Source organism: Lysinibacillus sp. EB271-A1-10B (assembly GCF_058791335.1).
This window is the reverse complement of record NZ_JBYTDL010000014.1, coordinates 68,667-92,588: the sequence shown is the minus strand read 5'-3', so window position 1 is coordinate 92,588 and position 23,922 is coordinate 68,667. Positions and strand designations below refer to the sequence as shown.

25 protein-coding genes are annotated in these 23,922 nt (G+C 36.8%); 20 read left to right on the top strand and 5 right to left on the bottom strand.

Going from position 1 to position 23,922, the window contains the following annotated elements; translation table 11 throughout:
- Positions 1-34: 34 nt before the first annotated feature.
- Both AC3WSK_RS17450 and AC3WSK_RS17445 read right to left on the bottom strand, forming a co-directional pair.
- Positions 35-388, bottom strand: a complete 354-nt coding sequence (locus AC3WSK_RS17450; RefSeq protein ID WP_079560245.1) for a DUF4260 domain-containing protein — start codon at positions 386-388, stop codon at positions 35-37.
- A complete protein-coding gene (locus AC3WSK_RS17445; RefSeq protein WP_079560246.1) occupies positions 375-815 on the bottom strand; it encodes a MerR family transcriptional regulator in 441 nt (146 codons plus the stop codon). The genes AC3WSK_RS17450 and AC3WSK_RS17445 overlap by 14 nt, the downstream gene beginning before the upstream one ends.
- Before the next feature lie 125 nt (positions 816-940).
- Between AC3WSK_RS17445 and AC3WSK_RS17440 the strand changes: the two genes are divergently transcribed.
- From AC3WSK_RS17440 to AC3WSK_RS17420, 5 genes are all read left to right on the top strand, one after another.
- The gene (locus AC3WSK_RS17440; RefSeq protein ID WP_079560247.1) at positions 941-1,447 is read left to right on the top strand and encodes a sigma-70 family RNA polymerase sigma factor; all 507 of its coding nucleotides are present in this window, start codon (positions 941-943) and stop codon (positions 1,445-1,447) included.
- Positions 1,440-2,648 (top strand): hypothetical protein, encoded by a 1,209-nt coding sequence (locus AC3WSK_RS17435; RefSeq protein WP_427483912.1) that lies wholly within the window; start codon positions 1,440-1,442, stop codon positions 2,646-2,648. The genes AC3WSK_RS17440 and AC3WSK_RS17435 overlap by 8 nt, the downstream gene beginning before the upstream one ends.
- A 702-nt stretch (positions 2,649-3,350) precedes the next feature.
- A complete protein-coding gene (locus tag AC3WSK_RS17430) occupies positions 3,351-4,799 on the top strand; it encodes a tetratricopeptide repeat-containing diguanylate cyclase (RefSeq protein WP_427483913.1) in 1,449 nt (482 codons plus the stop codon).
- A gap of 188 nt (positions 4,800-4,987) precedes the next feature.
- Complete coding sequence (locus tag AC3WSK_RS17425; RefSeq protein ID WP_079560250.1) at positions 4,988-5,503, top strand: sigma-70 family RNA polymerase sigma factor; 516 nt, start codon at positions 4,988-4,990, stop codon at positions 5,501-5,503.
- Complete coding sequence (locus tag AC3WSK_RS17420) at positions 5,490-6,152, top strand: TIGR04104 family putative zinc finger protein (RefSeq protein ID WP_492414318.1); 663 nt, start codon at positions 5,490-5,492, stop codon at positions 6,150-6,152. The genes AC3WSK_RS17425 and AC3WSK_RS17420 overlap by 14 nt, the downstream gene beginning before the upstream one ends.
- 238 nt (positions 6,153-6,390) lie before the next feature.
- On the opposite strand, the gene AC3WSK_RS17415 is transcribed toward AC3WSK_RS17420, so the two are convergent.
- Both AC3WSK_RS17415 and AC3WSK_RS17410 read right to left on the bottom strand, forming a co-directional pair.
- On the bottom strand, positions 6,391-7,359 hold the full coding sequence (locus tag AC3WSK_RS17415) for a DUF2167 domain-containing protein (protein ID WP_427483914.1): 969 nt from the start codon (positions 7,357-7,359) through the stop codon (positions 6,391-6,393).
- Positions 7,360-7,388: 29 nt separating this feature from the next.
- The gene (locus AC3WSK_RS17410; RefSeq protein WP_079560252.1) at positions 7,389-7,598 is read right to left on the bottom strand and encodes a hypothetical protein; all 210 of its coding nucleotides are present in this window, start codon (positions 7,596-7,598) and stop codon (positions 7,389-7,391) included.
- A gap of 516 nt (positions 7,599-8,114) precedes the next feature.
- Here AC3WSK_RS17410 and AC3WSK_RS17405 point away from each other — a divergent pair.
- Both AC3WSK_RS17405 and AC3WSK_RS17400 read left to right on the top strand, forming a co-directional pair.
- Positions 8,115-8,699: a biotin transporter BioY gene (locus tag AC3WSK_RS17405; protein WP_079560253.1), complete on the top strand. Its 585-nt coding sequence runs from the start codon at positions 8,115-8,117 to the stop codon at positions 8,697-8,699.
- A gap of 149 nt (positions 8,700-8,848) precedes the next feature.
- On the top strand, positions 8,849-10,423 hold the full coding sequence (locus tag AC3WSK_RS17400) for an amidohydrolase (RefSeq protein ID WP_492414317.1): 1,575 nt from the start codon (positions 8,849-8,851) through the stop codon (positions 10,421-10,423).
- Positions 10,424-10,465: 42 nt separating this feature from the next.
- Here AC3WSK_RS17400 and AC3WSK_RS17395 read toward each other — a convergent pair whose 3' ends face one another.
- Positions 10,466-10,684, bottom strand: a complete 219-nt coding sequence (locus tag AC3WSK_RS17395; protein WP_079560255.1) for a hypothetical protein — start codon at positions 10,682-10,684, stop codon at positions 10,466-10,468.
- A 258-nt stretch (positions 10,685-10,942) separates the two neighbouring features.
- Between AC3WSK_RS17395 and AC3WSK_RS17390 the strand changes: the two genes are divergently transcribed.
- The 13 genes from AC3WSK_RS17390 to lepB all read left to right on the top strand — a co-directional run bounded on the left by AC3WSK_RS17390 (position 10,943) and on the right by lepB (position 23,735).
- Positions 10,943-12,715: a glycerophosphoryl diester phosphodiesterase membrane domain-containing protein gene (locus AC3WSK_RS17390; RefSeq protein WP_492414316.1), complete on the top strand. Its 1,773-nt coding sequence runs from the start codon at positions 10,943-10,945 to the stop codon at positions 12,713-12,715.
- Positions 12,716-13,514: 799 nt separating this feature from the next.
- Complete coding sequence (locus AC3WSK_RS17385) at positions 13,515-14,447, top strand: stalk domain-containing protein (RefSeq protein WP_079560257.1); 933 nt, start codon at positions 13,515-13,517, stop codon at positions 14,445-14,447.
- Positions 14,448-14,681: 234 nt separating this feature from the next.
- Positions 14,682-15,215 carry a cysteine hydrolase family protein gene (locus tag AC3WSK_RS17380; protein ID WP_079560258.1) on the top strand — a complete coding sequence of 178 codons (534 nt, stop codon included), beginning with the start codon at positions 14,682-14,684 and terminating at the stop codon, positions 15,213-15,215.
- Positions 15,216-15,229: 14 nt separating this feature from the next.
- Positions 15,230-15,775 carry a GNAT family N-acetyltransferase gene (locus tag AC3WSK_RS17375; protein WP_079560259.1) on the top strand — a complete coding sequence of 182 codons (546 nt, stop codon included), beginning with the start codon at positions 15,230-15,232 and terminating at the stop codon, positions 15,773-15,775.
- 271 nt (positions 15,776-16,046) lie between these two features.
- Positions 16,047-17,993: a primary-amine oxidase gene (locus tag AC3WSK_RS17370; protein ID WP_492414315.1), complete on the top strand. Its 1,947-nt coding sequence runs from the start codon at positions 16,047-16,049 to the stop codon at positions 17,991-17,993.
- Positions 17,994-18,014: 21 nt separating this feature from the next.
- Positions 18,015-18,560, top strand: coding sequence for a hypothetical protein (locus tag AC3WSK_RS17365; RefSeq protein ID WP_492414314.1), 546 nt, complete (start codon positions 18,015-18,017; stop codon positions 18,558-18,560).
- A gap of 14 nt (positions 18,561-18,574) precedes the next feature.
- The gene (locus tag AC3WSK_RS17360) at positions 18,575-20,095 is read left to right on the top strand and encodes an aldehyde dehydrogenase family protein (protein WP_492414313.1); all 1,521 of its coding nucleotides are present in this window, start codon (positions 18,575-18,577) and stop codon (positions 20,093-20,095) included.
- Between the two features lie 33 nt (positions 20,096-20,128).
- Positions 20,129-20,941 carry a DUF6597 domain-containing transcriptional factor gene (locus AC3WSK_RS17355; protein WP_492414312.1) on the top strand — a complete coding sequence of 271 codons (813 nt, stop codon included), beginning with the start codon at positions 20,129-20,131 and terminating at the stop codon, positions 20,939-20,941.
- Positions 20,942-21,123: 182 nt separating this feature from the next.
- Positions 21,124-21,501 carry a hypothetical protein gene (locus AC3WSK_RS17350; RefSeq protein ID WP_492414311.1) on the top strand — a complete coding sequence of 126 codons (378 nt, stop codon included), beginning with the start codon at positions 21,124-21,126 and terminating at the stop codon, positions 21,499-21,501.
- Between the two features lie 271 nt (positions 21,502-21,772).
- Positions 21,773-22,429: a TetR/AcrR family transcriptional regulator gene (locus tag AC3WSK_RS17345; protein ID WP_427483925.1), complete on the top strand. Its 657-nt coding sequence runs from the start codon at positions 21,773-21,775 to the stop codon at positions 22,427-22,429.
- 31 nt (positions 22,430-22,460) lie between these two features.
- On the top strand, positions 22,461-22,622 hold the full coding sequence (locus AC3WSK_RS17340) for a hypothetical protein (protein ID WP_492414310.1): 162 nt from the start codon (positions 22,461-22,463) through the stop codon (positions 22,620-22,622).
- Between the two features lie 21 nt (positions 22,623-22,643).
- Positions 22,644-22,877 carry a hypothetical protein gene (locus AC3WSK_RS17335; RefSeq protein WP_079560266.1) on the top strand — a complete coding sequence of 78 codons (234 nt, stop codon included), beginning with the start codon at positions 22,644-22,646 and terminating at the stop codon, positions 22,875-22,877.
- Between the two features lie 264 nt (positions 22,878-23,141).
- Complete coding sequence (gene lepB, locus AC3WSK_RS17330; RefSeq protein WP_079560267.1) at positions 23,142-23,735, top strand: signal peptidase I; 594 nt, start codon at positions 23,142-23,144, stop codon at positions 23,733-23,735.
- Positions 23,736-23,922 lie beyond the last annotated feature (187 nt).

The window sequence follows — 23,922 nt, the reverse complement described above, 5'->3', positions numbered from 1 at the left end:
AATACCGTTCACTGATAGAGCCTCAACTTCTAACTTAAACTATTTGTTGTAAATGTGTTTTATTGAAAGCTGCTTCATATTTTAAACCATAGCCTAGTGCACGATCTAAAAATATATGAGCTAACCAAATTATAGAAGCCATTAGTAGCGGTGATGATGCAGTGACAAAGCCTATAATTAAGAGAATACCTGGCAGGACTAAACTGTGGCCAATATTGTAAAATAACGCGCCAACTTTAGTGTTTACTATGTAGCCTAACATCGTTATATCAGGTAGTAATAAAAGTAGTACAAAATATAGGAAAGAAAATTCAAAATGCCAGTAGAAAAATACAGCTACTAAAAGTGCTATTAAATATTCCGATGAGATAATTTTACGTAGTTTCATGATGAACACTTCCTTCTTGTAATTTATTATACATATCCTCGATAAGTGAGCCGATGACTAACTTATTTTCTGCATATTTTCCTTCAGCCATTAATGTTTGAGTGAGCTGTAAGGATTGTAGTGCCTGCTGATAAAAATATAACTGCTGCTCAATGTGAGTAATCTTTGCAGAGAAAAGCTGTACGGTCTTTTGATTGCAGGAATCTGAAGTAGGCTTTTGCTCTAGTGTAAGGAGTTGATTGATTTCTTGTAATGTGAAGCCAAGCTGCCTTAAGACTAAAATAAATTTGATTGTATGTTCACACGTGACATCATAAACGCGATAGCCATTGTCCTGTTTATTTGGATGTAGTAATCCTTCTTTTTCATAGTAACGTACGGTATCCGTAGATAAATTATACTTTGCTGCAAACTGTTTAATATGCATGTGAGCACCTCCTAAATTTATCCTAACATTGGAGTGTGCTCCAAGGTCAATACGAAAATTGAAATTTTTAAAAATTAAGTGAAACGGTCATTTCTTGGCAGTCGTTTATAGTGTAAGAGGGGGAGGTGGACGGCATACTTGAACAAATTATGGATGATCATGCAGAGCATTTATTGCGTCTCGCCTATTTTTACGTGAAAAATAGACACGCGGCAGAGGATATCGTGCAGGAGGTTTTTATAAAATTTTCTCAGCATGATTATGAGGAACGTGGACAGCTACGTGCTTATTTATCAAGGTTAACGATTAATAAAAGCAAAGATTATTTAAAAAGCTGGCATTTTAAGAAATTAATTTTACAAGAAAAAATATTCCCTGAGAGGGCTAACATACAGAGCGACACACTGATTGAAGCGGAGGAAAGGACCCAAATTGGGGCAGCTATTTTAAAGCTTCCACTAAAATATAGAGAGCCAATCATCCTTTATTATTTCGAAGAGATGAAGATTGCCGAAATAGCACAAGTTCTAGGTATTGTAGAAAACACTGTTAAAACAAGGTTAAAAAGGGCAAGAGAAGCTTTAAAGTCTCAATTAAAGCTGGAGGAATGGGAGGTGCTTGGACATGAATGAATGGCAAAAAGAGTTGGTGAAAGTGGCAGGGGATATGGTAGAGAGTAAAGAGCGTGTTAAAAATCGTGTCTTACAGCAGCGAGATGTCAAAGCTAAAAAGCCCATTCGTTTCGCGCTTTTAACAGTGATTGTCACGTTTTGCTTCGTTGGATTTGTTATGGTGCAGCTACTGAATAAGGAGACGAAACAATCTGCAATTATGTTTAACGATACACAGCTTACCCATTTTGAAAATATAATGCGCATTAATTGGGGCAAACAAGACGAGGAATTTTATACAAAAGAGGCAATAGAGCGCTACAAGAAGGTAGTTGCCACTTATTATTATGCGAAGTCACTTAGTCTCCAATATTCTGACGCAGAACTAAAGGCGGTAAGGAAGGAGCATTATGACGAGCTTTTTATGTTACAACAATCACCTGAATATGCGAAGCTTTTAAAAGAGAAGGGAATCAAGAACTACTTTAAAACATATGTGGAGCCTTTGTTACCGATGTATACAGCTCAAAAAAAGCTGGATTCCTTTTACCGAGGAAAGTATCCTACTCTCCCAAACGGTATAGTACAAGAAATAGCCGCTCAGGATGCTATCCGCTATTTTGATAAGCATTTTGCAGATCAGGTAAAAGCGATAAAGGAGCAAAAAGGAATCAAGAATTATTCAAGTAATTCACATGGAATTAAGTATGAGGGAACAGTCATAAAAGTAGAATCCAATGCCTTTCTATTTGTTGAAAAGGCTATTCCTGAGGACTTAGAAAAATTATCGCAAGAGCAAATTATGAAAAAGTACCCACAAGCAACTTGGTATCCGGTTTTGGATGGTTTCCCGGTAAAGCAAGGAGATTATGTCAGTATAGAATCAAATAGGAGTGAGTCAATTGATGAATATGGTAGAGTCACAAATTACGGCGTATTAAACAATGTGGAAATTGTTGAACCAACAGTAACGACTATGCTCAACGTTCAAAACGAACAGGAAGTCATGCAATTCTTTCGACAAACAGAGTGGCAGCCTGTTGAAAATATTGGATACCCTCCAGATTATTCATTTATACTAGATGGAGTTCGTGTAGATATCTGGGATAGTTCCGGTCAATCACTTGATTTGTATAAAGTAGGTTATGGTATGGTACATCTAAATAATGAAAGGTCAGTAGAGTTAAAGAAGCTTTTAAGTATTGAAGAATCTTTACATTAAACGTTATGATAATATAATCGGCGGACCTTACCATTTGGACTTTTTGGGAGCGCTTTCTTTATGACGAGGTTTGATTTCTTTGAAATCTTTTTGTGATGAAGAATAATTGATTTTTGCGATTAGTTTAACATTTGTTTACGTCATGTATATTTTGATTGGAGGCTGGGCGACCCGGTGGGAATATTAGTGTCACAGATGAGTATTTGGAGCGCAAGCGAAGCGGGGAGAGGAACGAAGGCTAAAGATATCACGTCCTGTGATTGCAGCTTGGTGACTAACTCTCATGTTGTTGCCGCTACGCTTTCGCACAGCCAAACACGTTGTTGCTGCCGCTACGCTTTCGCACAAAAAAACATCTGTTGCCCCGAAGCTCCCAGGAAAGTAGCTAGCCGGAATGGAAATCAACCACATATTATGATGATGATCCACACATATCTAGCCATCCACACCTTCTTCAAGTCTCTTTCGAGAAGAGGCTGTTTTTTTTATTTAACGGAAAATTATGGTATCTTTAATATTCCCCCCTATAAAAAGAGTCATTTTACAAAAGGAATCACAACTTTTTAGGATAAATGAATCACTGAATGGGATTTTGAGGTTAATTTTACTCATAAATTTGAAAATAAATGAGTCTGAGGAATTGTAATATTTGGCACATAAAGATAGTATTAAAGAAGTAGGGTTACTTTAAGGAGGGGCGGTATGAACACACAGGAGTTTGAAGAATTATGGATTACGCTCAATGAATTGTATGAAGCGAATCGCTTTATAGAATATATAGAATTAAGTAGTGCCGCAATTGAAAGTGCTATTGAGCTTGGTATGTATAAAAAAGCAATCCTGTTATTACGCTATAGCTGTGCAAGCTATTTTCAAACAGGTGATTTGCAAGTATCCATTAGTGTGCTAGAGCAATATCGAGAATTAACCTTCCAATATGGCGATGATATCGATTTAATCCATCATTATATTTTAGCATCCATTTATTGGGGGACATTCGGCCATATAAAGAAATCGAAAGAGTTTATGATCAAGGGACTAGAGATTGCTGAACGTATTCAACATACAGATAGCATAGGGAAAATTTATAATAATTTAAGCGACTTAGAAAACTCTTTAGGGAACTCTCAAAAAGCGAAGGATTTTGCATTAAAGAGCTTATACTATGCCAATTATTTTGAAACAAAGCATGAAAATCCTTATTCAGGGATTATTTATTCAAAAATAAACTTAGCTGTTGCACAAATTTGCTTGGAGGAATTTGATGAAGCAGATGAATTATTGCAAGAATTGCTAGTGACGATTAAGAAACCACCTTACTCCAAGTTACAATTGGAGGTTATGAATGCCTATGCATTGCTCTGTGAAAAACAGGGGCGCATTGGCGAGGCCATTGATTTGTATCAAAAGTCGAAGCACTATGCCTTACAAAATAATGATTTGTCTATGCTTCAAACTATTTATAATTCTTTAGTGAAGCTAATAGAAGAACAAGGGAATAAGCTTGTATTGTGCTCGATACAAAAGGAATATATTAACATTCTATTGGAAATGCAAAGGGAAAATTATACTCATTTGTTATTTGAGATGGAGTATAATGACCAGAAAAAACGTTTTGAAAAAACTTCTTACGTTGATCCATTAACGAATATTTATAATCGACGTTATTTTGATGAGAATGCAGAAAAAATGCTGGAGAAAGCTTCGGTAGAAAATCAGCAATTAGCATTAATGATGATTGATTTAGACCATTTTAAAGAAATTAATGATGCTAATGGTCATTTATTTGGTGATGATGCTTTAACGATTACTGCAACTACATTAAAGGATTATTTTCAATCATTTGAGTCGATTGTTGCTCGTTTTGGCGGAGATGAGTTTATTGTTCTTAGTCAATTACCGGAGGGTGAATCTATTCAAACGATAACGGAAAATCTCTATCAAACATTAAACTCTATGTCCTTAACAATTAATGATGAGACCGTTCAGTTGGAATTTAGTATTGGCGTCAGTACGAATAAACAAGGTCAGATTGCCACTGTTGAGGAGCTGATCCATAATGCGGACAAAGCATTATATACGTCAAAGCGCAATGGTCGTAACCAAAGCACTGTTTTTAATCAATATAGTGGCGCGGGGAATCGAAATTAAACAAGTTAGATGATGGGTACTGGCATGTAAGTGCAAATATTTAGTATCAATCAAAAAGAATCTGCTTCATTCCAACGTATAGTCGTTGGAGTTTCGCAGATTCTTTTCTTTTGAAAAAATTTTTTAAAAAAGTGAATCGGAAATGAAGCGACGTCCGTCAGTAGTTTAGAAAGAAGGTGAGGACAACGATGGATATTGAAAATATTATTGCAGAGCACGGTGATTATTTACTAAAGGTTGCTTATTTATATGTGAAAAATGAAGCAACAGCTGAGGACATTGTGCAAGATGTGTTTATCGCCTTTTATCAAAAGCAGGAGCAATTTCGTCAAGAAGCATCATTACGTACATATTTAGTGAAAATGACGGTCAATCGAAGCCATGATTATTTGCGCAGCTGGAAAAGTAAACGACTGACACTCTTTGAAAAAATAACAGGACGTACGACAGCAGTCACGCCTGAAAAAGAATATCTTGCTAAGTCCACAAAACGAGAGCTAGTAGAAGCTTTGTTTACATTATCTGTGGCCTATAGGGAAGTACTGATTCTCTATTATTTTGAGGATATGACGACAGTTGAAATTGCACAGCTCGTATGTTGTCCAGAAGCAACAATACGTACAAGATTACAGCGTGCTAGAAAGCAACTTGCAACAGCTATCGGTGATTATGATTGGGAGGTGTTACGCCATGAATCAATTTAAAGAAGATATGCTAAAAGAGCTTCATGAAGTAAAGCTTACAGATGAAAAAAAACAGGCTATTGCTCAGAAAGCACGTAGTAAAACGAAACAAAGAAGAAGCAGTCCGTGGCAATATCGTGTGGTGCTTACGACGTTTACGATGTTGGCCATTGGTTTTAGTTATTTATTATCGCAGAATAAACATTCAAGTAGTCATCAGGCAGCTAGTGTACAGCAAGAAGCGGATACATGGAGCCTATGGACAATTTTACAAAACGAATTTGTAAAAGGTATATTGCTTTTTAGCTTCTTGATAGGGATTGCTTTGATTGTGAAAGGTGTGTTAATCAAGAAAGGCTATGGCCTACCGGTGTGCATTGAGTGTGGGGAAACTTGGTCAGAGAAGCAAGCTCGAAAAATGTACCGGAAAAATGGACAAATCGAATGTCCTTATTGTGGGAAAAAACAATATCGCACAAAAAAATCAATGAAAATGGGTGGTATTTTAACGTTCCCGATTCCACTTATGGTATTTATGCATATGATTTTTAATAATATTTCTATTGGGACTATTTTCTTTATGGCGGGTGTTCTTATTTATTATCGACTACTAGCACCATATGTATTTGATTTACAAGAAGATGATCCTATCAACGATCCGCTTTGGTAATTTGTATAGAGAAATTGCTAGTTCACTATAGCAATTTCTTTTTTATTAGATTAGATTGACAACGGGTGAGAGGATACAATATTCGCTACGGTTTTGGCTATAAGGCACTTCTTTAAATGAATACCGATATGAAAAGCCCCTCCTATATCACTCGGCTAACGAGTGATTAGGAGGGGCTTTAATTATTCCTATTTTTAACCACATTCGCGAAACGTTTAGCGGTTATTTCTCATGCAAATTAAACTTTCTGCTTGTCAATCTCTTGGTCCTTGTCCTGGTCCTGAGCAGGTTGCTCCGATTGCTCTACTTGTGTCGGTAGTTCTTCCGAATGTTCAGGTTGCTCCGGTTGCTCTTTCTTCAATCCCATTCTTTTACGAATAAAGCCCCAAATCGCACCGACAGCCAGCACAATTATGATCCCGAACTTCTTCAATAGAGGGAGGAGTACAGCAAAAAAGCCCGCTTTTTTGGCAACTGCTAGACCCGCACCTCCAAGAATTAATCCTGTTAAGCCGAAATCAGCTACCTTATCGGTTTTTTTGTCAAAATCCTCATAGCGCTGACCCTTCTTTAAGTTAAACTGCGACAGGATCTTGTTGTTAAACACTATACGATCTGCCTGCAAATTTGCCGGATCTGAGACTAGTATCGCCGAGATATAGCCTTCACGGGATAGAATTCGCACATTGTAGTTAATAACACCATTGTTCTGATTATCATGGGCTAATAAAGACCACGACAAACTATGTAATTGGTTGTCGTAGAATGGAGCAACATCCCATTTGTCAACGAATAACTGATTTTCAGGGCTTAACTCCTTATTCATTTCTTCAGTACCTTCTTTGTAGCTTTCCAACAAGGCATCAGCATCGATTTCCGCTTTTTCGTCGTCTTCTATATATCCAGATTCGTCATATTCGAAATAAACGGCCCAAGTCTGAGTTTCATCCTTTGGAAAAACCACGCCGATTTCTGACCCGCTCGGCTCCATTCCGCCCTGCGTTAGGTACTTTTTCGTATCTTCGGCATTCAGAAAAATAAAATCACTGTCTAACTCCAGTTCCGCTAAATTTGTCCCCACGTCAACTTTCTGTCCACCTTCGACCCAATTTAGCTCTTCTTCGGCGAATGCGGGAACCGCACACACCATCATAATTAAAGTCATAGCAGTTACTGATTTTAATAGTCTTGCAATTAACGATTTCAAAATATCTTCCTCCCAAAAATCACATGTTCTTATGCTGCGGACGACTTGTCCTTCTTTCCTTTAAATAAATGAATGCATACTAGGACGGCGCCTATACCTGCAAGAGCAATTTCGACATAGGTTTCGCCCCCGCCAAAAATGTCGTTAAAAACGGTAAATAATTTGAATTGTAGACCGAATTGCGGCAGAATAAATGCCCCTAAACCTAAAATTAAAAGAATGATTCCAGTGCGTAACATAACTTGCCTCCTTAATAATGGAAAAATACTTAAGTATGTTACCATATAAACCAAAATGTTACAACGCACATTCTTCCAACTATAAGTATGCAGGCACAATTACTACCACTTGCTTGCACATGATTGGAGACTGAGATACCTATCCTTCATTTTCAAAATACGGGTCTTTTTCCGAATGATTTTTATCCGAATTGACTAATTATAGTCAAAAAACCAATATTAATTGTAGAATGTTAACGAATCGTACATTCAATAACATATGTGACTAATTATATTTACGCATTTTTTAATAAGCATTTTTGGATTTTGATTTTAGTTGGTGTGATATTCTTATCAAATAGTTCCTGATTTATTTAAATTACATGAAGACATATGATAAGAAATTGCTAGTTTACTATAGTAATTTCTTTTTTTATAGCAATTTTTCGAAATAGATTGACAACAGTTTTCATTTGCTTTATGTTTGTGTTAACTTATTTTCATCTATAGTTAACGCACAAGGGGAGGAAATTTAGTTTGAAAAAGAGTAGTACATATAATTATGTGTTAGCGGCATTTGGTGCAGCGATTATTGCTGTTCTTGCACAAGTAACGATACCGTTACCACTTATTCCAATAACAGGACAAACATTAGCAGTAGGATTAGTCGTAACGATTTTAGGAACAAAACTTGGAACGTTGTCAGTATTGATATATATTTTGCTTGGAGCGGCAGGTATTCCAGTATTTAGTGGTATGTCAGGAGGATTTGCGATTTTAGTTGGCCCTACAGGTGGCTATATTGTCGGATTCCTTGTCACAGCAATCATTATGGGCTTATATTTAGATAAATTCGGAGTTACAATTTTCCATGCTATTACTTCGAACATCATTGGGATGGTTGTGACATTGGCATTTGGAACGACTTGGTTAAAAATCGTTGGAGATTTAACTTGGACAGCTGCATTTATGGGTGGTGCGGCACCGTTTATTATAGTAGGTATTGTGAAAGCCATTATGGCAGGATGGTTTGGCGTAATTGTTCGTCGTCGCCTAGAGCGAGCACATTTAATTTCTTTCAACGTGGTCCAAACTCGTGCTGAACAGAGGAACTCAGTCTAAGAACGCCACGTCCTGTGCAATTTATCTGTGTGAAAGCGAAGCGACAGCGACACACGACTGAGTGACCAACATCACGTTGGCCCAATGCCTTCGGTCGCAATTATACCGAAGCATAATTGATTAGAACTGATTGCATAGGAGGAATTGTTTTGGCAGCGTTATGGACAGGTGGAAAAATTTACACGATGGCACAAGTTGGCGAAACAGTTGAAGCAGTCCTAGTTAAAGAAGGAAAAATTGTGGCGACAGGCTCAGTAGAGAGCTTGTCGCCACAAGCTACTTCTATTAAACATTTACAAGGGAATGTGATGTATCCAGGCTTTGTCGATAGTCATTTACATATTATTGGATACGGGGAAAAATTAAAGCATATTGATGTATCGAACGTCAGAAGTAAGGATGAGCTACTGGCCATTATTCGTGAAAGGATGCTGGAAGTTCCCGCAGATCAATGGGTAATTGCGATAGGACTTAATGAGACACAGTTTGAAGTTCCTATTTTCCCAACATTATCGGAACTCGATGCTTTAGGGGAAGCACATTTAATAATTAAGCGTAGTTGCCATCATTTAATTTTGGCAAATTCCAAGGCAATGGCATTTGCAGGAATAACAAACGATACACCATCACCAGAAGGTGGCGTCATTGAAAAAGTAGATGGTCAGCTAACAGGCGTCTTAAAGGATGCAGCATTGTATATGATTGTTAACCATATGCCTCATATTACGCCCGAATATATCGAGGATGCGCTTGAGAAGGCGGTAATATCCTTGCAATCATATGGCTTAGTGGGTGGTCATTCTGAAGATTTAAGCTATTACGGGCCACCGATTCAACCAATAAATGCTTTTCGAAAGATTGTCGAGGCAAGGCAATCGTTTAAAGTTCATTTATTACAGCACCACACAGTATTTAAGGAAGTAACTAAGATGGAAGAAACATCTTCTCCGTATTTAGAGTTTGGTGCAATGAAGATCTTTATCGATGGTGCCTTTGGAGGACGTACTGCAGCCTTACGAGAACCATACTGTGATGAGCCAGGCAATTACGGTATGCTTGTCCATTCAACAGAACAATTAGAGCAATATGTTCAACTTGCACGACAGCATGGACAAACAGTGGCCGTGCATGCCATTGGGGATTTAGCCATCGAAACAATTTTAAACGTATTTGCTACCTATCCGCCCCAAGAAGGTCAATTAGATCGTGTTATTCATTGTAGCTTAGTGGACGAAGGGATAGTAGAAAAACTTGCTGCGTTGCCAGTCGCTGTGGATATGCAGCCGCAATTTGTGCAGGGCGAGTATACGGCAGAACTAGCTAGGCTAGGGGAGGAACGAACAAAAGGCTTGCACCCATTAAAATCACTACTTGCTAGCGGATTAGTCGTTGCAGGTGGCAGTGATGCCCCGATTGAAGTACCAAACCCCTTACACGGAATATACGCGGCAGTCACAAGACGGAATTTTGGAGAATCTCATAACGGCTACGGACCAGAGGAGAAAATATCACGTTTTGAGGCAGTACAACTCTATACTGTAGGAGCTGCACAAATAATAGCCCAAGACGATATTCGAGGTAAGATTGAAAAAGGCTATACAGCAGATTTCACTATATTAGAAGAGGATCTTTTTACGATAGCTATTGAAAATATTCCACAAGTAAAAGTGGCATATACGGTTGTGGATGGCCGTATCGTTTATGAAAAACGCTGTAAAGGATAAACTTTACAGCGTTTTTTCATTTAACAAATATTTTTTTAAGCGCTATTGTTTTTCTGATAAGTTTTCCACTCGATGCTCTAACGCTTTCACCCGTGTTGTTAAATCGTCTACTTTTTGTTGAAGTGTTTCTTCAGGAGGTAGAGGAGCTGTCGATTTCATTTTTTTAATCATATTAATCATCACGAAAAATATGGCGAGGAAACATACAAGAAGTACAGTTGTACTAATAAGATCTCTAAAGTTAAAAATCGTATGTATCATAATTATTAGCCCCCTTAAATTGTATCGATTTTATTATTTACTGAGTGACATACAAAAAAGTTTCAAAAAAATTTTTAGACACTACTATAAATACAGAAATCTTATCATTTTTACTCGCATATTATATGGGACAAATTGTATTTCAAGAGCTCAAGTAATTTAACATAAATGGCTTTACATATCCTGTAAGGAAGAGTTTATAAAAATCGTAAAGATGCTTAAGATAGGGGATACGATAGGTATGACTGGGGTGAGTAAATGCACAAAACAGGACAAGTGATGCGCCAAGCCGTCTACAATATTTATAAGTATCGCTTTGATTATATACAAGTTTTCGCACTGATTAAATTATTTCAGTTTTTATTAATTGTTCCAGTAACAGCTATCGTATTTAAGCTAATGCTACGAGTTACCGGGTACACACAAATAACTGAGCAAAATATTCAAAGTTTTGTGGGGCATCCCTTTGTCATCTTGATGATCATTCTTTTGATAATGCTCATTTTGCTATTTATTTATTATGAAATGGGCTTTCTTTTTATAATGGCCTTTCATCAACAAAGAGGTACTCGATATCGATTTCAACACATATGGCAGCAACTCAATCGTAAGATGCTTTCCTTTTTTAGTATTCAAGTCATTTTTTTAATTATTTTTATTGCACTTTTATTGCCATTAACTTCATTGATACTTCCGCTAACATTCACACAAACCTTTTCCCTTCCACATATTTTGACAGATGATATCATGAGCAGTCGTTCTGGTCGTTTACTCTATGCGGCTATAACAATACTTTTAGTTATAGTAGGGATACGTAGCATTTTGACAATGCCGATTTTTACAATCCAGCCAAAAATATCATTACTTCGTTCATTCATACAAAGCTGGCGCTTTTCAAAGCGCGGCTTGTTGGGCCTCCTTGGATTAATATTCACGCTTATTATAGTTCATTTACTTGTGATGCTTGGCATTACGATAATAAGTACTTTTCCATTATATTTGTTGGAGCGTTTGATTCCGAGCACCGCACTTGTAACAGCAGCGATTACTCTTGCTTTTTTAGAAATGGTGTTTGGAGTGTTATTTAGTTTACTGCAAGCAATGATTTCACAAGTAATGGTGGCGATTACCTACAAAACGCCTATTTTAGGCAGATCACGATTTACACCGAAATTTAGAAAAAGAAACTATAAACCGTTAACTTTCATCATTTTGGTTGTTTTCATCGCATTAAGTGTGATGAATGGTATTTCATTAGAGAAAAGTGTCTATGCACAAGATACAAAAATTATTGCACATCGGGGCTACACGAAGGGAAATGTGGAAAATACAATCAGCGGACTTGTCAGTGCAGCAAGTTCGGGTGCAGATTTAATCGAGATCGATATTCAACAAACCGTTGATGGACAATTCGTAGTATTTCATGATCAAACATTAAGAAGACTCACAGGTAAAAATGGTGTTATCGCCAATATGACGCTCGGTGAATTGAAGACGTTAACAATTCATGCTAATGGCTTTAACGACAAAATTTCATCATTAGATGATTTTATTGAAATAGCAAAAGCCCTAAATGTATCCTTACTAATTGAACTAAAAGTACATGGGAAAGAAACGGAAGACGTATTGCCCAAGTTAGTAAAAAAACTAAAAGCTTACAAGGTTCTTGATAAGTATTATGTGCAATCTTCAGATCCACAAATGATGTCACAAATAAAAAAATTGGCACCGAACTTACGTGTTGGAGTTGTCTATGCATTAAATATCGGGCCGATGGATGAAACCGTTGATTTCATTTCACTAGAGGAAGCATGGGTAACAGACCAGCTAATCTCAGAGATGAAGCAGCAAAAAATTGACTTGTTCGTATGGACATTGAATAATAATCAGTCATTACATGATTTTATTCGGAAAAATGTCAATGGAGTCATAACCGATCTCCCCGATATGGCTTTGGATATACGAACAAAGCAAAATGAACGTGAATACTTTTTACAGCGAATACTAAACCTACTTCAATTCATGTATTAAATCTGTATGGAATGCGTGTAATACTAGATTAAAAGAAATACCCGCGGAAGGAGGGTGAATACCCGCGCGGGGGAAGAATACCGCGAAAGGAAGGCAAATACCCGCGCGTGGGGGAAATACCCGCGGAAGGAAAGCGAATACCCGCGGAAGGAAGGCGAATACCCGCGCGAGGGGAAATACCCGCGGAAGGAAAGCGAATACCCGCGCGAGGGAAGGCAAATACCCGCGGAAGGAAAGCGAATACCCGCGCGAGGGAAGAATATCCGCGGAAGGAAGGTGAATACCCGCGGAAGGGGAGCGAATACCCGCGCGAGGGAAGAATACCCGCGGAAGGGAAGCGAATACCCGCGGAAGGAAGGCGAATACCCGCGCGAGGGAAGGCAAATACCCGCGGAAGGAATGCGAATACCCGCGCGAGGGAAGAATATCCGCGGAAGGAAGGCGAATACCCGCGGAAGGAAAGCGAATAACCGCGCGGGGGAAGGCAAATACCCGCGGAAGGGGAGCGAATATCCGCGGAAGGGAAGGAAATACCCGCGGAAGGAAGGTGAATACCCGCGGAAGAAAGGCGAATACCCGCGCGAGGGGGAAATACCTGCGGAAGAAGAGCAAAAACCCGCGGAAGGGAAGGAAATATCCGCAAATCAATACAAATAATATAAGTAAAAGCCGAGATTCTTCGATGTATAAGAATCTCGGCTTTTTTAGCATTCCTCTAAAAAAGTTGGCAAGGCTGTAACCTTTTTCTTTTATAATCGACTACTTCTATGAATTCGTGAAATGAAGGAGATGCTTTTTTATGAAAATGAAGAAAGTCGTACCATTTGCCATGTCAGCATTATTAATCGGGGGCGCTGTAGTAGCTCCAACCGCATCAGCAAACGAAGGAGAAGCAGTTGTGACGAATGCTACTGATAATAAGGAGCAAAATCCAGAAGTTCAACCAACTTTTATTAAAATAGCTGGAACAATTGAGAGTGTTGAAAAGCGTGAGGATGCAACCTATTACACTGTGAAAGAGAACGAAAATACAAATGTTTTTGTCGTAAATGACGAGACACTAGTTTTCGATAATATAGGTAAAGAAGTTAAACTACAAAAGGGTGATCAAGTAACAGCTTACACGTATGCAAATAAGCCAATGCTTATGATCTATCCACCACAATATAACCCAGAAGTAATTATTGTTGAAACAAAAGAAATGGGAATTGTTGAAGTAGATTATTTCAATAAAGAATTGGTGAATACAGATAACACGTTAAAGCTAAATGTTGGCAAAGAAACAGAATTACTTAGCCTATCTGGTAAAAAAGTAAAAGCTAAAGATTTAGCAGAGCAACATTTACTAGTGTTCTACACAATTACAACAATGAGCATTCCAGCACAAACTCCACCTTCAAAAGTTGTCGTTTTAGATACGATTGCACAGGAACAAGGTGAAGTAGATCCGTCAAAAGCTGCTGTACAAGAAATTATTAACAATGACTTTTATGAGGTTGAAGGTACTAAAATGGTACCATTACGTTTAATTGCCGAAGAGCTAGGCTTTAAAGTAGAATCAACAGGAAAAGGCGCTATTATCTCTAAAGGCGCAGTATCTTATACAATTACACGTGGTCAAAAAGAATATGGCTATAATAAAGCACTTCGTTATTTTAAAGTAGCACCAGCTTTATTAGAACCAGCGAAAACATATGTACCAGTTGAATTTGTCGAAGAATTAATGGAATAAAATGTTGTATTACCCCCTTCATGGCATCGTGCTGTGGAGGGGGTTTTATTTTAACTTAGTATATGCTTTAGAAAGGATGCGGCTCATCAGACGCTCTCAAGAAAGTATATAGTCGGAACGGAAATCAGCCACACGCTATGGTGATGCGCTATTCATCCCTCATAATTCTCTTTAAATGGAAAATAAATTTATGTACAATTAGATAATTAAAGTCAGATTCTAAAGGAGCACTATATGAAGCAGGCATTAATTATCGTGGATATGCAGGAAGCATTCTTTTTGGATAGTGAAAACTATTTATTTGATTATGAAAAAGTGTTAGATAATATTAATATGTTAATAACTTGGGGACGTAATAGTGAAGTTCCTATTATTTTCATCCAACATACGGATTCAAATAAGGATGACGAATTTGCATTTGGTAAGCCAGGCTGGGATCTATATCATGGGCTTCTGCGACAAACTGAAGATAAAGTGATTCAAAAAACAACTTGGGATGCATTCTATCAAACGGAATTAGCGCAATACTTACAAGAACAACAAATTGAGCAGCTTATTTTCGCTGGTGCTCAAACAGAATTTTGCCTTGATACGACCATTCGCAATGCTTACAGCCATGGATACCATCATAATATTTTAGTTGAAGGTGCACATACCACACTACATAGTCGTGTATTAAATGCAGAGCAAATTATTAAGCACCACGAGTCCGTATGGCACAATCGATTCGTGAAAATTCAGCCAATTACTTTTTTTAAAACTACGTAAAAGAGGTTTCAATAATGCTCATAAACAGTCAAAAATTTATTGTCAATGAACTTCATTATATTATTAGATCTGCCAATCTCGAAGATGCCCAAGCATTATCAGCTTTAAGGCTACAACTTGATGGAGAAACGGAAAACTTCGATAGAGAACAAGGGGAAGGCTTTATCGATACGATAGGTTTTGAAGCGATTATTAAGGAAGACACTGAAAGTCCAAGAAATTTGTGTTTAGTGGCAGTAGTCGATAATCGCATTGTCGGATTTTCAAGATGTGCGGGATCACCATTAAAAAGAATTGCTCATAAAGTAGAATTTGGTGTAGGTGTATTGAAGGAGTTTTGGCGCTATGGAATAGGCAAAAATTTTTTAAATATTTCGATAGAATGGGCTGACGCTAATGATATTAAAAAAATGTCTTTACATGTTATAGAGACAAATGACAAAGCAATTTTGCTCTATAAGAAACTTGGCTTTGAAGTTGAAGGCGTTTTAAAAAATGATAAACTCCTTTCAGATGGCAACTATTATAATACGATTGTCATGGGAAGAATTAAGGCATAATTATACTATAAACTCAGCTAAGCAAATAGGTGCTTAGCTGTTTTTTTTTACAACAAAAACAATTTGCTATGGCAAGATGAAAGGCAGTCTAAATGGTGGTCTTCAGAAGAGAACTAAAAATAGTTTGATTAGCATAAATAATACTTAGAGTAGAAAACATTATATATTTTTTGCTGAAAATAACTTATCTATAAAAATGCCGTTATTTACAATCACTTCACTGAATTTTCTGATTATAATTAAAGAGAACAAATTATAAGGGGTTGATACAATGTCAGTAAAGGTTAATCCAAACGTTGAGCTAAGCCACCCATTATCACCATTATCTGAAATAGAAATTGAAAAAGCTGTTCAAATAGTCAAGGAACAGCAACAGTTGTCTGAACATGTACGATTTATGTCGGTGATGTTACATGAACCTAAAAAATCAGAAGTACTAAATTACAAACCAGGTAATACTGTAGATCGCCGAGTATTTTTAGTGATTTTAGATGATAAAGAATTGAAAACATTTGAAGCAGTTGTAAATTTAACTTCAGAAAAAGTTGATTCCCACGAATATATTCCTGGTGTACAACCAAATGTAGCCTTAGAGGAGTTTGAGCAATGTGAAGAATTAGTAAAGAGCCACCCTGATTTTGTAGCAGCTTTACAGAAACGTGGCATTGACAATCCTGATTTAATTATGGTGGATCCGTGGTCAGCAGGGAATTTTGGTGTTCAGGAACATGAAGGTAAACGTTTACTTCGTGCGATTTGTTGGCAAAAACAATCACTAGAAGATAACGGATATGCTTACCCTTTAACAGGTATTGTAACGTATGTAGACCTAAACAAAATGGAAGTTTACAAAGTAGAAGATCACGGGGTACGTCCAATTCCAACGACATCAGGTAATTACCATCCTGAAGTTGATGAATCAATAGTGTTTAGAAATGACTTAAAACCATTGGAAATCATTCAACCTGAAGGTCCAAGCTTTACAATTGAAGGTAATTTGATCAAATGGCAAAAGTGGAGTTTCCGCTATGGATTTACACCACGTGAAGGCCTTGTATTATACACAATTAATTACCATGACAAAGGCAAGGATCGTCCGGTTCTTTATCGTGCAGCTTTATCAGAAATGGTTGTCCCTTATGGTGAACCAACATTTTCGCATAACACACAAAATGCCTTTGATGCTGGTGAATATGGAATGGGTCAATTAGCCAATTCGTTAGAGCTTGGTTGCGACTGCTTAGGCGAAATTCAATACTTTGATGGCGTTGTAGCTGATGTTAAAGGAAATGCGCGCACGATCAAAAATGCGATTTGCTTACACGAAGAAGATTACGGGATTGGTTGGAAACATACAGATTGGCGTACAGGCCATGTAGAGGTAAGGCGTTCACGTCGACTAGTGATTTCATTCTTCTGTACAGTTGGAAATTATGATTACGGCTTCTATTGGAGTTTCTACCAAGACGGTACGATTGAAGCTGAAGTCAAGCTAACGGGTATTTTAAGCACTGGTACATGTGAAAATGGCATCCAAACGAAATATGGATCTGAGATTTCTCCAGGATTAAACGCATCACATCATCAACACTTCTTTAATTTCCGACTTGATACGATGTTAGACGGTGAAAATAATTCAGTAGTTGAAACAGAAACAGTATCAGAAACATTGGGGGAACACAATCCGAATAGTAATGGTTTCTATCCTCTTTCTCGTATCTTTAAAACGGAGAAGGAAGCGTTACGTAATTTAGATTTAAAAACACAGCGTACTTGGAAAATTATTAATAAAAACTCACTTAACCGAGTGAATCAACCTGTTGGATATAAAATTTTGCCTGGTGAAAATTGCTTCCCATTTGCTCATGAAGAATCAAGTGTTATGAAACGTGCTGGTTTCCTTAAACACCATTTACACGTTACGCAATTTGATGAAAATGAAAAATATGCAACAGGTATGTATCCAAATCAACATGCTGGAGGAGATGGACTTCCAAAATACGTTGAGAAAAACCGTTCAATTGATGATGAAGATATCGTCGTTTGGTACACAATGGGCCATCATCATATTCCGCGCCCTGAAGATTGGCCTGTAATGCCAACTGCATATATCAACTTCCAATTAAAACCGGTTGGATTCTTTGATCGAAACCCGGCAATAGACGTTCCTAGACCGGACAAGAAGTGTCACACAACTTCGTCTTGTCATATACAATAAAACTCTTAAAGGAGTGTTTATATGCTACCATCCCTAAGCATGTTGGTGATTGTTACTTTTACGGTAATCACGAACCGTTTACTAAAGCAGCGTTTTGCTGATCAAGGCATGGCCAAGTGCTGTATAATGCTGATTTCTATGACAATGAGTACTGCTGTTGGGATGAATATGGCTACCTGGCTTCCCGATATGGTACTAGGTGCAATAGCATCTATTATTATTTCTATTGCTTTAGGCTATTTGCTGTCAATAGGCTTACCAATGCATCTATTCATGGAAAGTGTAGCATCTAGTTTTATGGGAGCAATGATGGGCGCGATGCTAACATTAATGACTACCCAATATTTAACGTTAAGCATTATTTTCTTTACAATGATGTTTATTGTAAGTGCTATCATTTCTATCGGTGTATGGAATCGTGAGATGTTTCCTATCTTTATAAAAGCCATTCCAAAGCATATTTACATTGTGGCTGGTTTAATGATTTGTGTATTAGTAGTAAGTAGTTTTGATATTCAAAAAGAGGTACCTGTAAAAGAAGAACAGCAGCATCATAATCATCATTAAAGGGGTCGATAATTATGGTAAAGGTAAATGTTAAACCGAATATTGAAGAATCTGGCATTCAATTCAAAAAGAAATATGACAATTTTATCGGTGGTGAATGGGTAGCGCCTGTAAATGGAGAGTATTTCGATAATAGTACGCCTATCACGAAAGAAGTATTTACACGTGTAGCTCGATCATCAAAAGAAGATGTAGAGTTAGCATTAGATGCCGCTCATGAAGCCCAAAAAACTTGGGGGAAAACACCCGTAGCAGAACGGGCACGTATTTTACTAGCCATTGCTGATCGTATGGAAGAAAACCTTGAAAAAATTGCAAAGGTAGAAACTTGGGATAATGGGAAAGCGATTCGTGAAACTATGTATGCTGATATTCCATTGGCAATTGATAATTTCCGTTATTTTGCAAGTGCCATTCGCGCACAACAAGGGCAAATGACACCTTTTGATGAGGATACGGTAGCTTATCATTACCAAGAACCTATTGGTGTAGTAGGCCAAATCATCCCATGGAATTTTCCTATTCTAATGGCAGCTTGGAAATTGGCGCCAGCACTTGCTGCTGGAAATAGTGTTGTATTAAAATTAGCAGAACAAACGCCGGTATCATTCTTATACGTAGTTGAGCTTATTCAAGACCTATTACCAAAAGGTGTACTAAATATCATTAATGGTTTTGGTGTAGAGGCTGGTAAAGAGTTAGCTTCAAGTCCACGTATTGCGAAAGTGGCCTTTACGGGTTCTACAGCTGTCGGCAAACTAATTATGAAATATGCATCTGAGAATCTAATCCCTGTTACACTAGAGTTAGGTGGAAAATCTCCTAATATCTTCTTTGAAGATGTCATGGATGCTGATGACGGATATCTAGATAAGGCGATTGAAGGATTAGTTATGTTTGCTTTAAATCAAGGTGAAGTTTGCACTTGTCCATCTAGAGCCTTGATCCATGAGTCTATTTATGATCGTTTCATGGAAAAAGCTATTGAACGAGTAAAGAAAATTAAAGTTGGTGATCCATTCGATCTTGAAACAATGATGGGTGCACAGGCTTCAGAAGAACAACATAAAAAAATTCTTTCTTATTTTGAAATTGCCAAACAAGATGGCGCAAAATGTTTAATCGGTGGCGCCGAAAATCGCCTTGATAATTTAGATGGGTATTTTATTAAACCAACTATTTTTAAAGGCAATAACAAAATGCGTATTTTCCAAGAAGAAATTTTCGGTCCTGTATTGGCAGTGACTACGTTTAAAACCTTCGAGGAAGCAATTGAAATTGCAAATGATACTATGTATGGGCTAGGGGCAGCTGTATGGTCACGTAATACAAACGTTACCTATAAAGCAAGTCGAGAGATCCAAGCGGGACGTGTTTTTATAAATACGTATCATCAATACCCTGCTGGTGCAGCATTTGGAGGCTACAAAAAGTCAGGCTTCGGTCGAGAAAATCATTTAAAAGCTTTAGAATCGTATCAATCGACTAAATGTGTTTTAGCTAGTTACAATGAACAGGCGCAAGGATTCTTTTAATTTTACCTAAGAGTGAAGTGAGGGGGCGGCTTATTGAGTAGCTATTATCCAATACAACCTGAATTGGTCCAAAAAACGTATTCTTATAGAGAACTGACTCCAAACAATAAGTTAAACCAGGATATACTATTTTATTATGAGTTTGAACCAATAGACAGTAATAGTGATATTCATGTCATTCCTGATGCTTGCCAAGATTTAATGTTTTACATGGGAAAAGATCAAAAGGTTGTCTTAGGGAATACCCCGACTACACGTGAAATTTATTCATTTACCCCAAAAGGTAAATATTTTGGTGTTCGTCTAAATCCAAAACAAACAGTTATTCAATACAATTGCGCATTAAAACAAATTATTCAACAACCGTTTGTTAATGTTGAATTAGGCTGCACACTAGACTCTAAATTTATAAAAGCTGTTTTTGAAGCAGGAGATTTCGAACAAAGAGTGCAGATTTGTAATGAGTATTTTGGCTCTCGGAAAAAGGAAAAAAGCTTGGGTGATGAAATATTCGCTACTTGTTTTGATTCTATTATTGAGAATTATGGACTGTTCTTACCAGATGTAATTCAGCATAAAACAGGTTATTCTGAGCGATATATCCGAGACCTTTTCTACAAAAAAACAGGTTTTGGACCAAAAAAATTAAGCAAATTCATACGTATTCAACTCTTACTTCAACATTTTTCTTTTGAAGAGACACCTGTAAACATTGACCAATATGGTTACTATGATCCTTCACATTATTACAAAGAATTTAAAAGCTTACTTGTCATAACACCTGCTGAATATATAAAAGAATTTTTAGGTTGGAAAAATCTAAAACGAAAGTTACTATCTTATTAGCCCCTCCAAGCTTTCACTCTTTCTTATAAAAAACAACTTTGTGATTTGACCCAAAACATATTTAGTTAAGTAACTTCTAAGACCTGAGTTCGGTACTCCACCGGGCGTAGGTCTTTTTTTAGTTTTTGTTTGTGAATGTAATAGTGAAAATACAGCCCCATATTTGGAGATGAACAAAACAAATGACCTTACATAATATAAAAATAAGAACTATTTATCTTTATTCAAATAAACACCTACTGAATAGAGGAACTCAGTCTAAGAACACCACGTCCTGTGGCAATTTATCTGTGCGAAAGCGGAGCGACAGCAACAAATGTTTTCTGTGCGAAAGCGGAGCGACAGCAACAAATGTTTTCTGTGCGAAAGCGAAGCGACAGCAACAATTACGGCAAGGCGAAATGATAAAAAAAGGAGGATGTATTATTTCTATAGTAAAAGTAAAAACCGGTACCCTTCCTAGCGGAGGAATACAAGACGGCTTGGAAGATGTTGTTTGGGACATTGATCGTTGGGAAAATGACGGCGGTAGAAGTATTGGCACGAGGCGGGGGTTTTGATAAGTGCCCTATATTAAATGTTGATGAAGTGGGAGGCAAGCTTGTCTCCCATTAAATATTTAGAAGGACAAGTTTCTAAAATATTTCTATTGCCTGCCACAATCTTATGTGTAGGGCTTTTTTCAGCATGATTAAGCCTAATCCATTTCTCTGCTTTTTCATTTGGTTTACCTTCAGTTTTACAAAATTAATAAACTTGTAAGGATTGAGTAAGAAAAAAGAGACAAACGATGCGTACAATTAAAGTACGAACTGAAAGGGACTGATCTAAATGATAAAAAATAGAGGAACCGATCTTATAGCTAAAAATTTTACTGAAGAAGATATTCCATTACTTAAACAAAAGTTACGTGAAATCTGTGCACAGAGTTGGAAAGCGAAAGGGTACAAATTAACTAACATTGCTACTCTTACTAAAGAAGTTGGCATATCAACGGAAACTTTTTTTAGGCTATATAAATCAAAAGAAGAGCTATTCCTTGAGGTGCTATCAATGATTCAAAATCAATTGAAAAAACAATGGTACTCTATGGTACAAAGTAACTCCGGTATTGAAGGGTTTAAAAAAGCTATGAACTGGCTTTTTGAAGAGTATGTAAAGCATCCTACATTATATAATTTCAATAATCCAGATTATCAATTGTTTATTAAAGGGCTATCTAAAGGGGAAATTGAAGATCTAATAGAAAATGATAAGCATTTTTTTGATGAAGTTTTAGAGCATTTAAATTTAAAAATGAGAATCCCAAAAGAAAAAGCATACGGAATTTTTAGTACATTATTATATACTGCAGCGATGAAAAAAGATTCAATTTATAACAAATGCGAAATATTCAATTTTCTACTTGAGAACTCTCTATATCAAATTTTTGCAAGTTCATCTTCTTTAGCAAGCAAAAATGCAATGAAGAATCATGGTATCAATTAGCAAAACAAAGGTTAAGATTGGAGGAGATACTATGGAAAATTTAATATTCAGCTACCTATCAATTGGACTTGCACTTGTTGTATTTATTATTGGATGGTATTATATTTTAAAAAAGAGAAAATGTGGAATATATGTATTAGCTTCTAGCTTTTTGCTGTTAGTTAATCCAGCTATTAATATTTTATTAAAATAAATCTAACGGAGGTAAATTAAAATGATTAAACAATTAGATGCTGCTTTGAATAAGGTGAATAAGATGGTTGGGGTAAATGTGAAAACGCCAAAAGTAACAAAATCTAGACTGAAATATAGTAGGTATTTAACAACGGTTATAGGAGTAGGAGGATTAACATGGGGGATTATGAGTTCTTCGAAGTCGTTAATAGTTCTAGGAACAATAGGTATTTTAAGTGCTATTGCAACATCTATTGAAATTAGAAAAATTTAGAATGCTGAACTGCGCCAGATCAAGAGGAATAATAAACATGTATGAAGCGGCTTGAGACCTGAATTCTATAGGACTCAGGTCGTTTACTCATTTCTGGTAGCGATAGTGATTAGAGGAATGGATATAGTCATTAATCGCATAAAATGGCTTCTTGAGCTTTGTTTGTAAAGGGATTTCAATAAAAGCATAATTCTTTGAACGAAAAATTGAAACTTTTTTCCTTTTTTGTCGTATTTATTAAGAGAAATAGTAGGAGGTGAAATTTTGGAAGAAAAAGTACAGGGAAAGCTAAAAAATGAGTTAATCGAATGGATAAAGGCGATTGGTTTCGCTATATTGGTGGCGTTTGTTATCAAACAGTTTTTATTTACGCCAGTACTCGTAAAAGGTGCTTCAATGATGCCGACACTGGAAGACAAAGACCGTGTTATTATTAACAAAATCGGTCCGAAATTTAAGTCGCTTGATCGATTTGACGTTGTTGTTGTTGAACATGTTCTTCTAAACAAAAACGAAGAAAAAAATATTATTAAACGCATTATAGGCCTACCAGGAGATAAAATCGAGTATAAGGATGATCAATTATACATAAACGGAGAGAAGGTCAGTGAACCTTATTTAGACCAATTCAAGAAGGAATTAAAAGGTTCTGGATCACTCACTTATGATTTTACGCTAGACCAACTTTTAGGTGAAACTACAGTACCTGAAGGACATTACTTTGTATTAGGTGATAATCGTCCTGTAAGTAATGATAGTAGAAATCCTGAGGTAGGATTCATCCCTAAAGATAAAATAATGGGTACAACAAGTATCGTCTGTTGGCCGCTTAAGCATATTGACCTTAACTTTAACTAGAATTGAACAAGACTTATCAAACATAACCACTCCAATGAGTGGTTATTTGTATTGTCTTTGCTAAATCAACCTCTGCAGAAAACAGACACACAAAATGTAAAACGTTAAATAAAACCTTCATTGAAAAGAAATGGCATAGCAAATTGAACTTTAAATATGCTATGCCATTTAAATTTATCTATCCTTT

Bases quoted from the DNA above. Each gene is read 5' to 3' on its own strand.
- AC3WSK_RS17365 (WP_492414314.1), top strand. From the start codon at position 18,015: ATGCTACCATCCCTAAGCATGTTGGTGATTGTTACTTTTACGGTAATC.
- AC3WSK_RS17390 (WP_492414316.1), top strand. From the start codon at position 10,943: ATGCACAAAACAGGACAAGTGATGCGCCAAGCCGTCTACAATATTTAT.
- AC3WSK_RS17370 (WP_492414315.1), top strand. From the start codon at position 16,047: ATGTCAGTAAAGGTTAATCCAAACGTTGAGCTAAGCCACCCATTATCA.
- AC3WSK_RS17375 (WP_079560259.1), top strand. From the start codon at position 15,230: ATGCTCATAAACAGTCAAAAATTTATTGTCAATGAACTTCATTATATT.
- AC3WSK_RS17380 (WP_079560258.1), top strand. From the start codon at position 14,682: ATGAAGCAGGCATTAATTATCGTGGATATGCAGGAAGCATTCTTTTTG.
- AC3WSK_RS17410 (WP_079560252.1), bottom strand. From the start codon at position 7,598: ATGTTACGCACTGGAATCATTCTTTTAATTTTAGGTTTAGGGGCATTT.
- AC3WSK_RS17385 (WP_079560257.1), top strand. From the start codon at position 13,515: ATGAAAATGAAGAAAGTCGTACCATTTGCCATGTCAGCATTATTAATC.
- AC3WSK_RS17350 (WP_492414311.1), top strand. From the start codon at position 21,124: ATGACCTTACATAATATAAAAATAAGAACTATTTATCTTTATTCAAAT.
- AC3WSK_RS17445 (WP_079560246.1), bottom strand. From the start codon at position 815: ATGCATATTAAACAGTTTGCAGCAAAGTATAATTTATCTACGGATACC.
- AC3WSK_RS17435 (WP_427483912.1), top strand. From the start codon at position 1,440: ATGAATGAATGGCAAAAAGAGTTGGTGAAAGTGGCAGGGGATATGGTA.
- AC3WSK_RS17360 (WP_492414313.1), top strand. From the start codon at position 18,575: ATGGTAAAGGTAAATGTTAAACCGAATATTGAAGAATCTGGCATTCAA.
- AC3WSK_RS17345 (WP_427483925.1), top strand. From the start codon at position 21,773: ATGATAAAAAATAGAGGAACCGATCTTATAGCTAAAAATTTTACTGAA.
- AC3WSK_RS17430 (WP_427483913.1), top strand. From the start codon at position 3,351: ATGAACACACAGGAGTTTGAAGAATTATGGATTACGCTCAATGAATTG.
- AC3WSK_RS17450 (WP_079560245.1), bottom strand. From the start codon at position 388: ATGAAACTACGTAAAATTATCTCATCGGAATATTTAATAGCACTTTTA.
- AC3WSK_RS17395 (WP_079560255.1), bottom strand. From the start codon at position 10,684: ATGATACATACGATTTTTAACTTTAGAGATCTTATTAGTACAACTGTA.
- AC3WSK_RS17335 (WP_079560266.1), top strand. From the start codon at position 22,644: ATGATTAAACAATTAGATGCTGCTTTGAATAAGGTGAATAAGATGGTT.
- AC3WSK_RS17425 (WP_079560250.1), top strand. From the start codon at position 4,988: ATGGATATTGAAAATATTATTGCAGAGCACGGTGATTATTTACTAAAG.
- AC3WSK_RS17340 (WP_492414310.1), top strand. From the start codon at position 22,461: ATGGAAAATTTAATATTCAGCTACCTATCAATTGGACTTGCACTTGTT.
- AC3WSK_RS17420 (WP_492414318.1), top strand. From the start codon at position 5,490: ATGAATCAATTTAAAGAAGATATGCTAAAAGAGCTTCATGAAGTAAAG.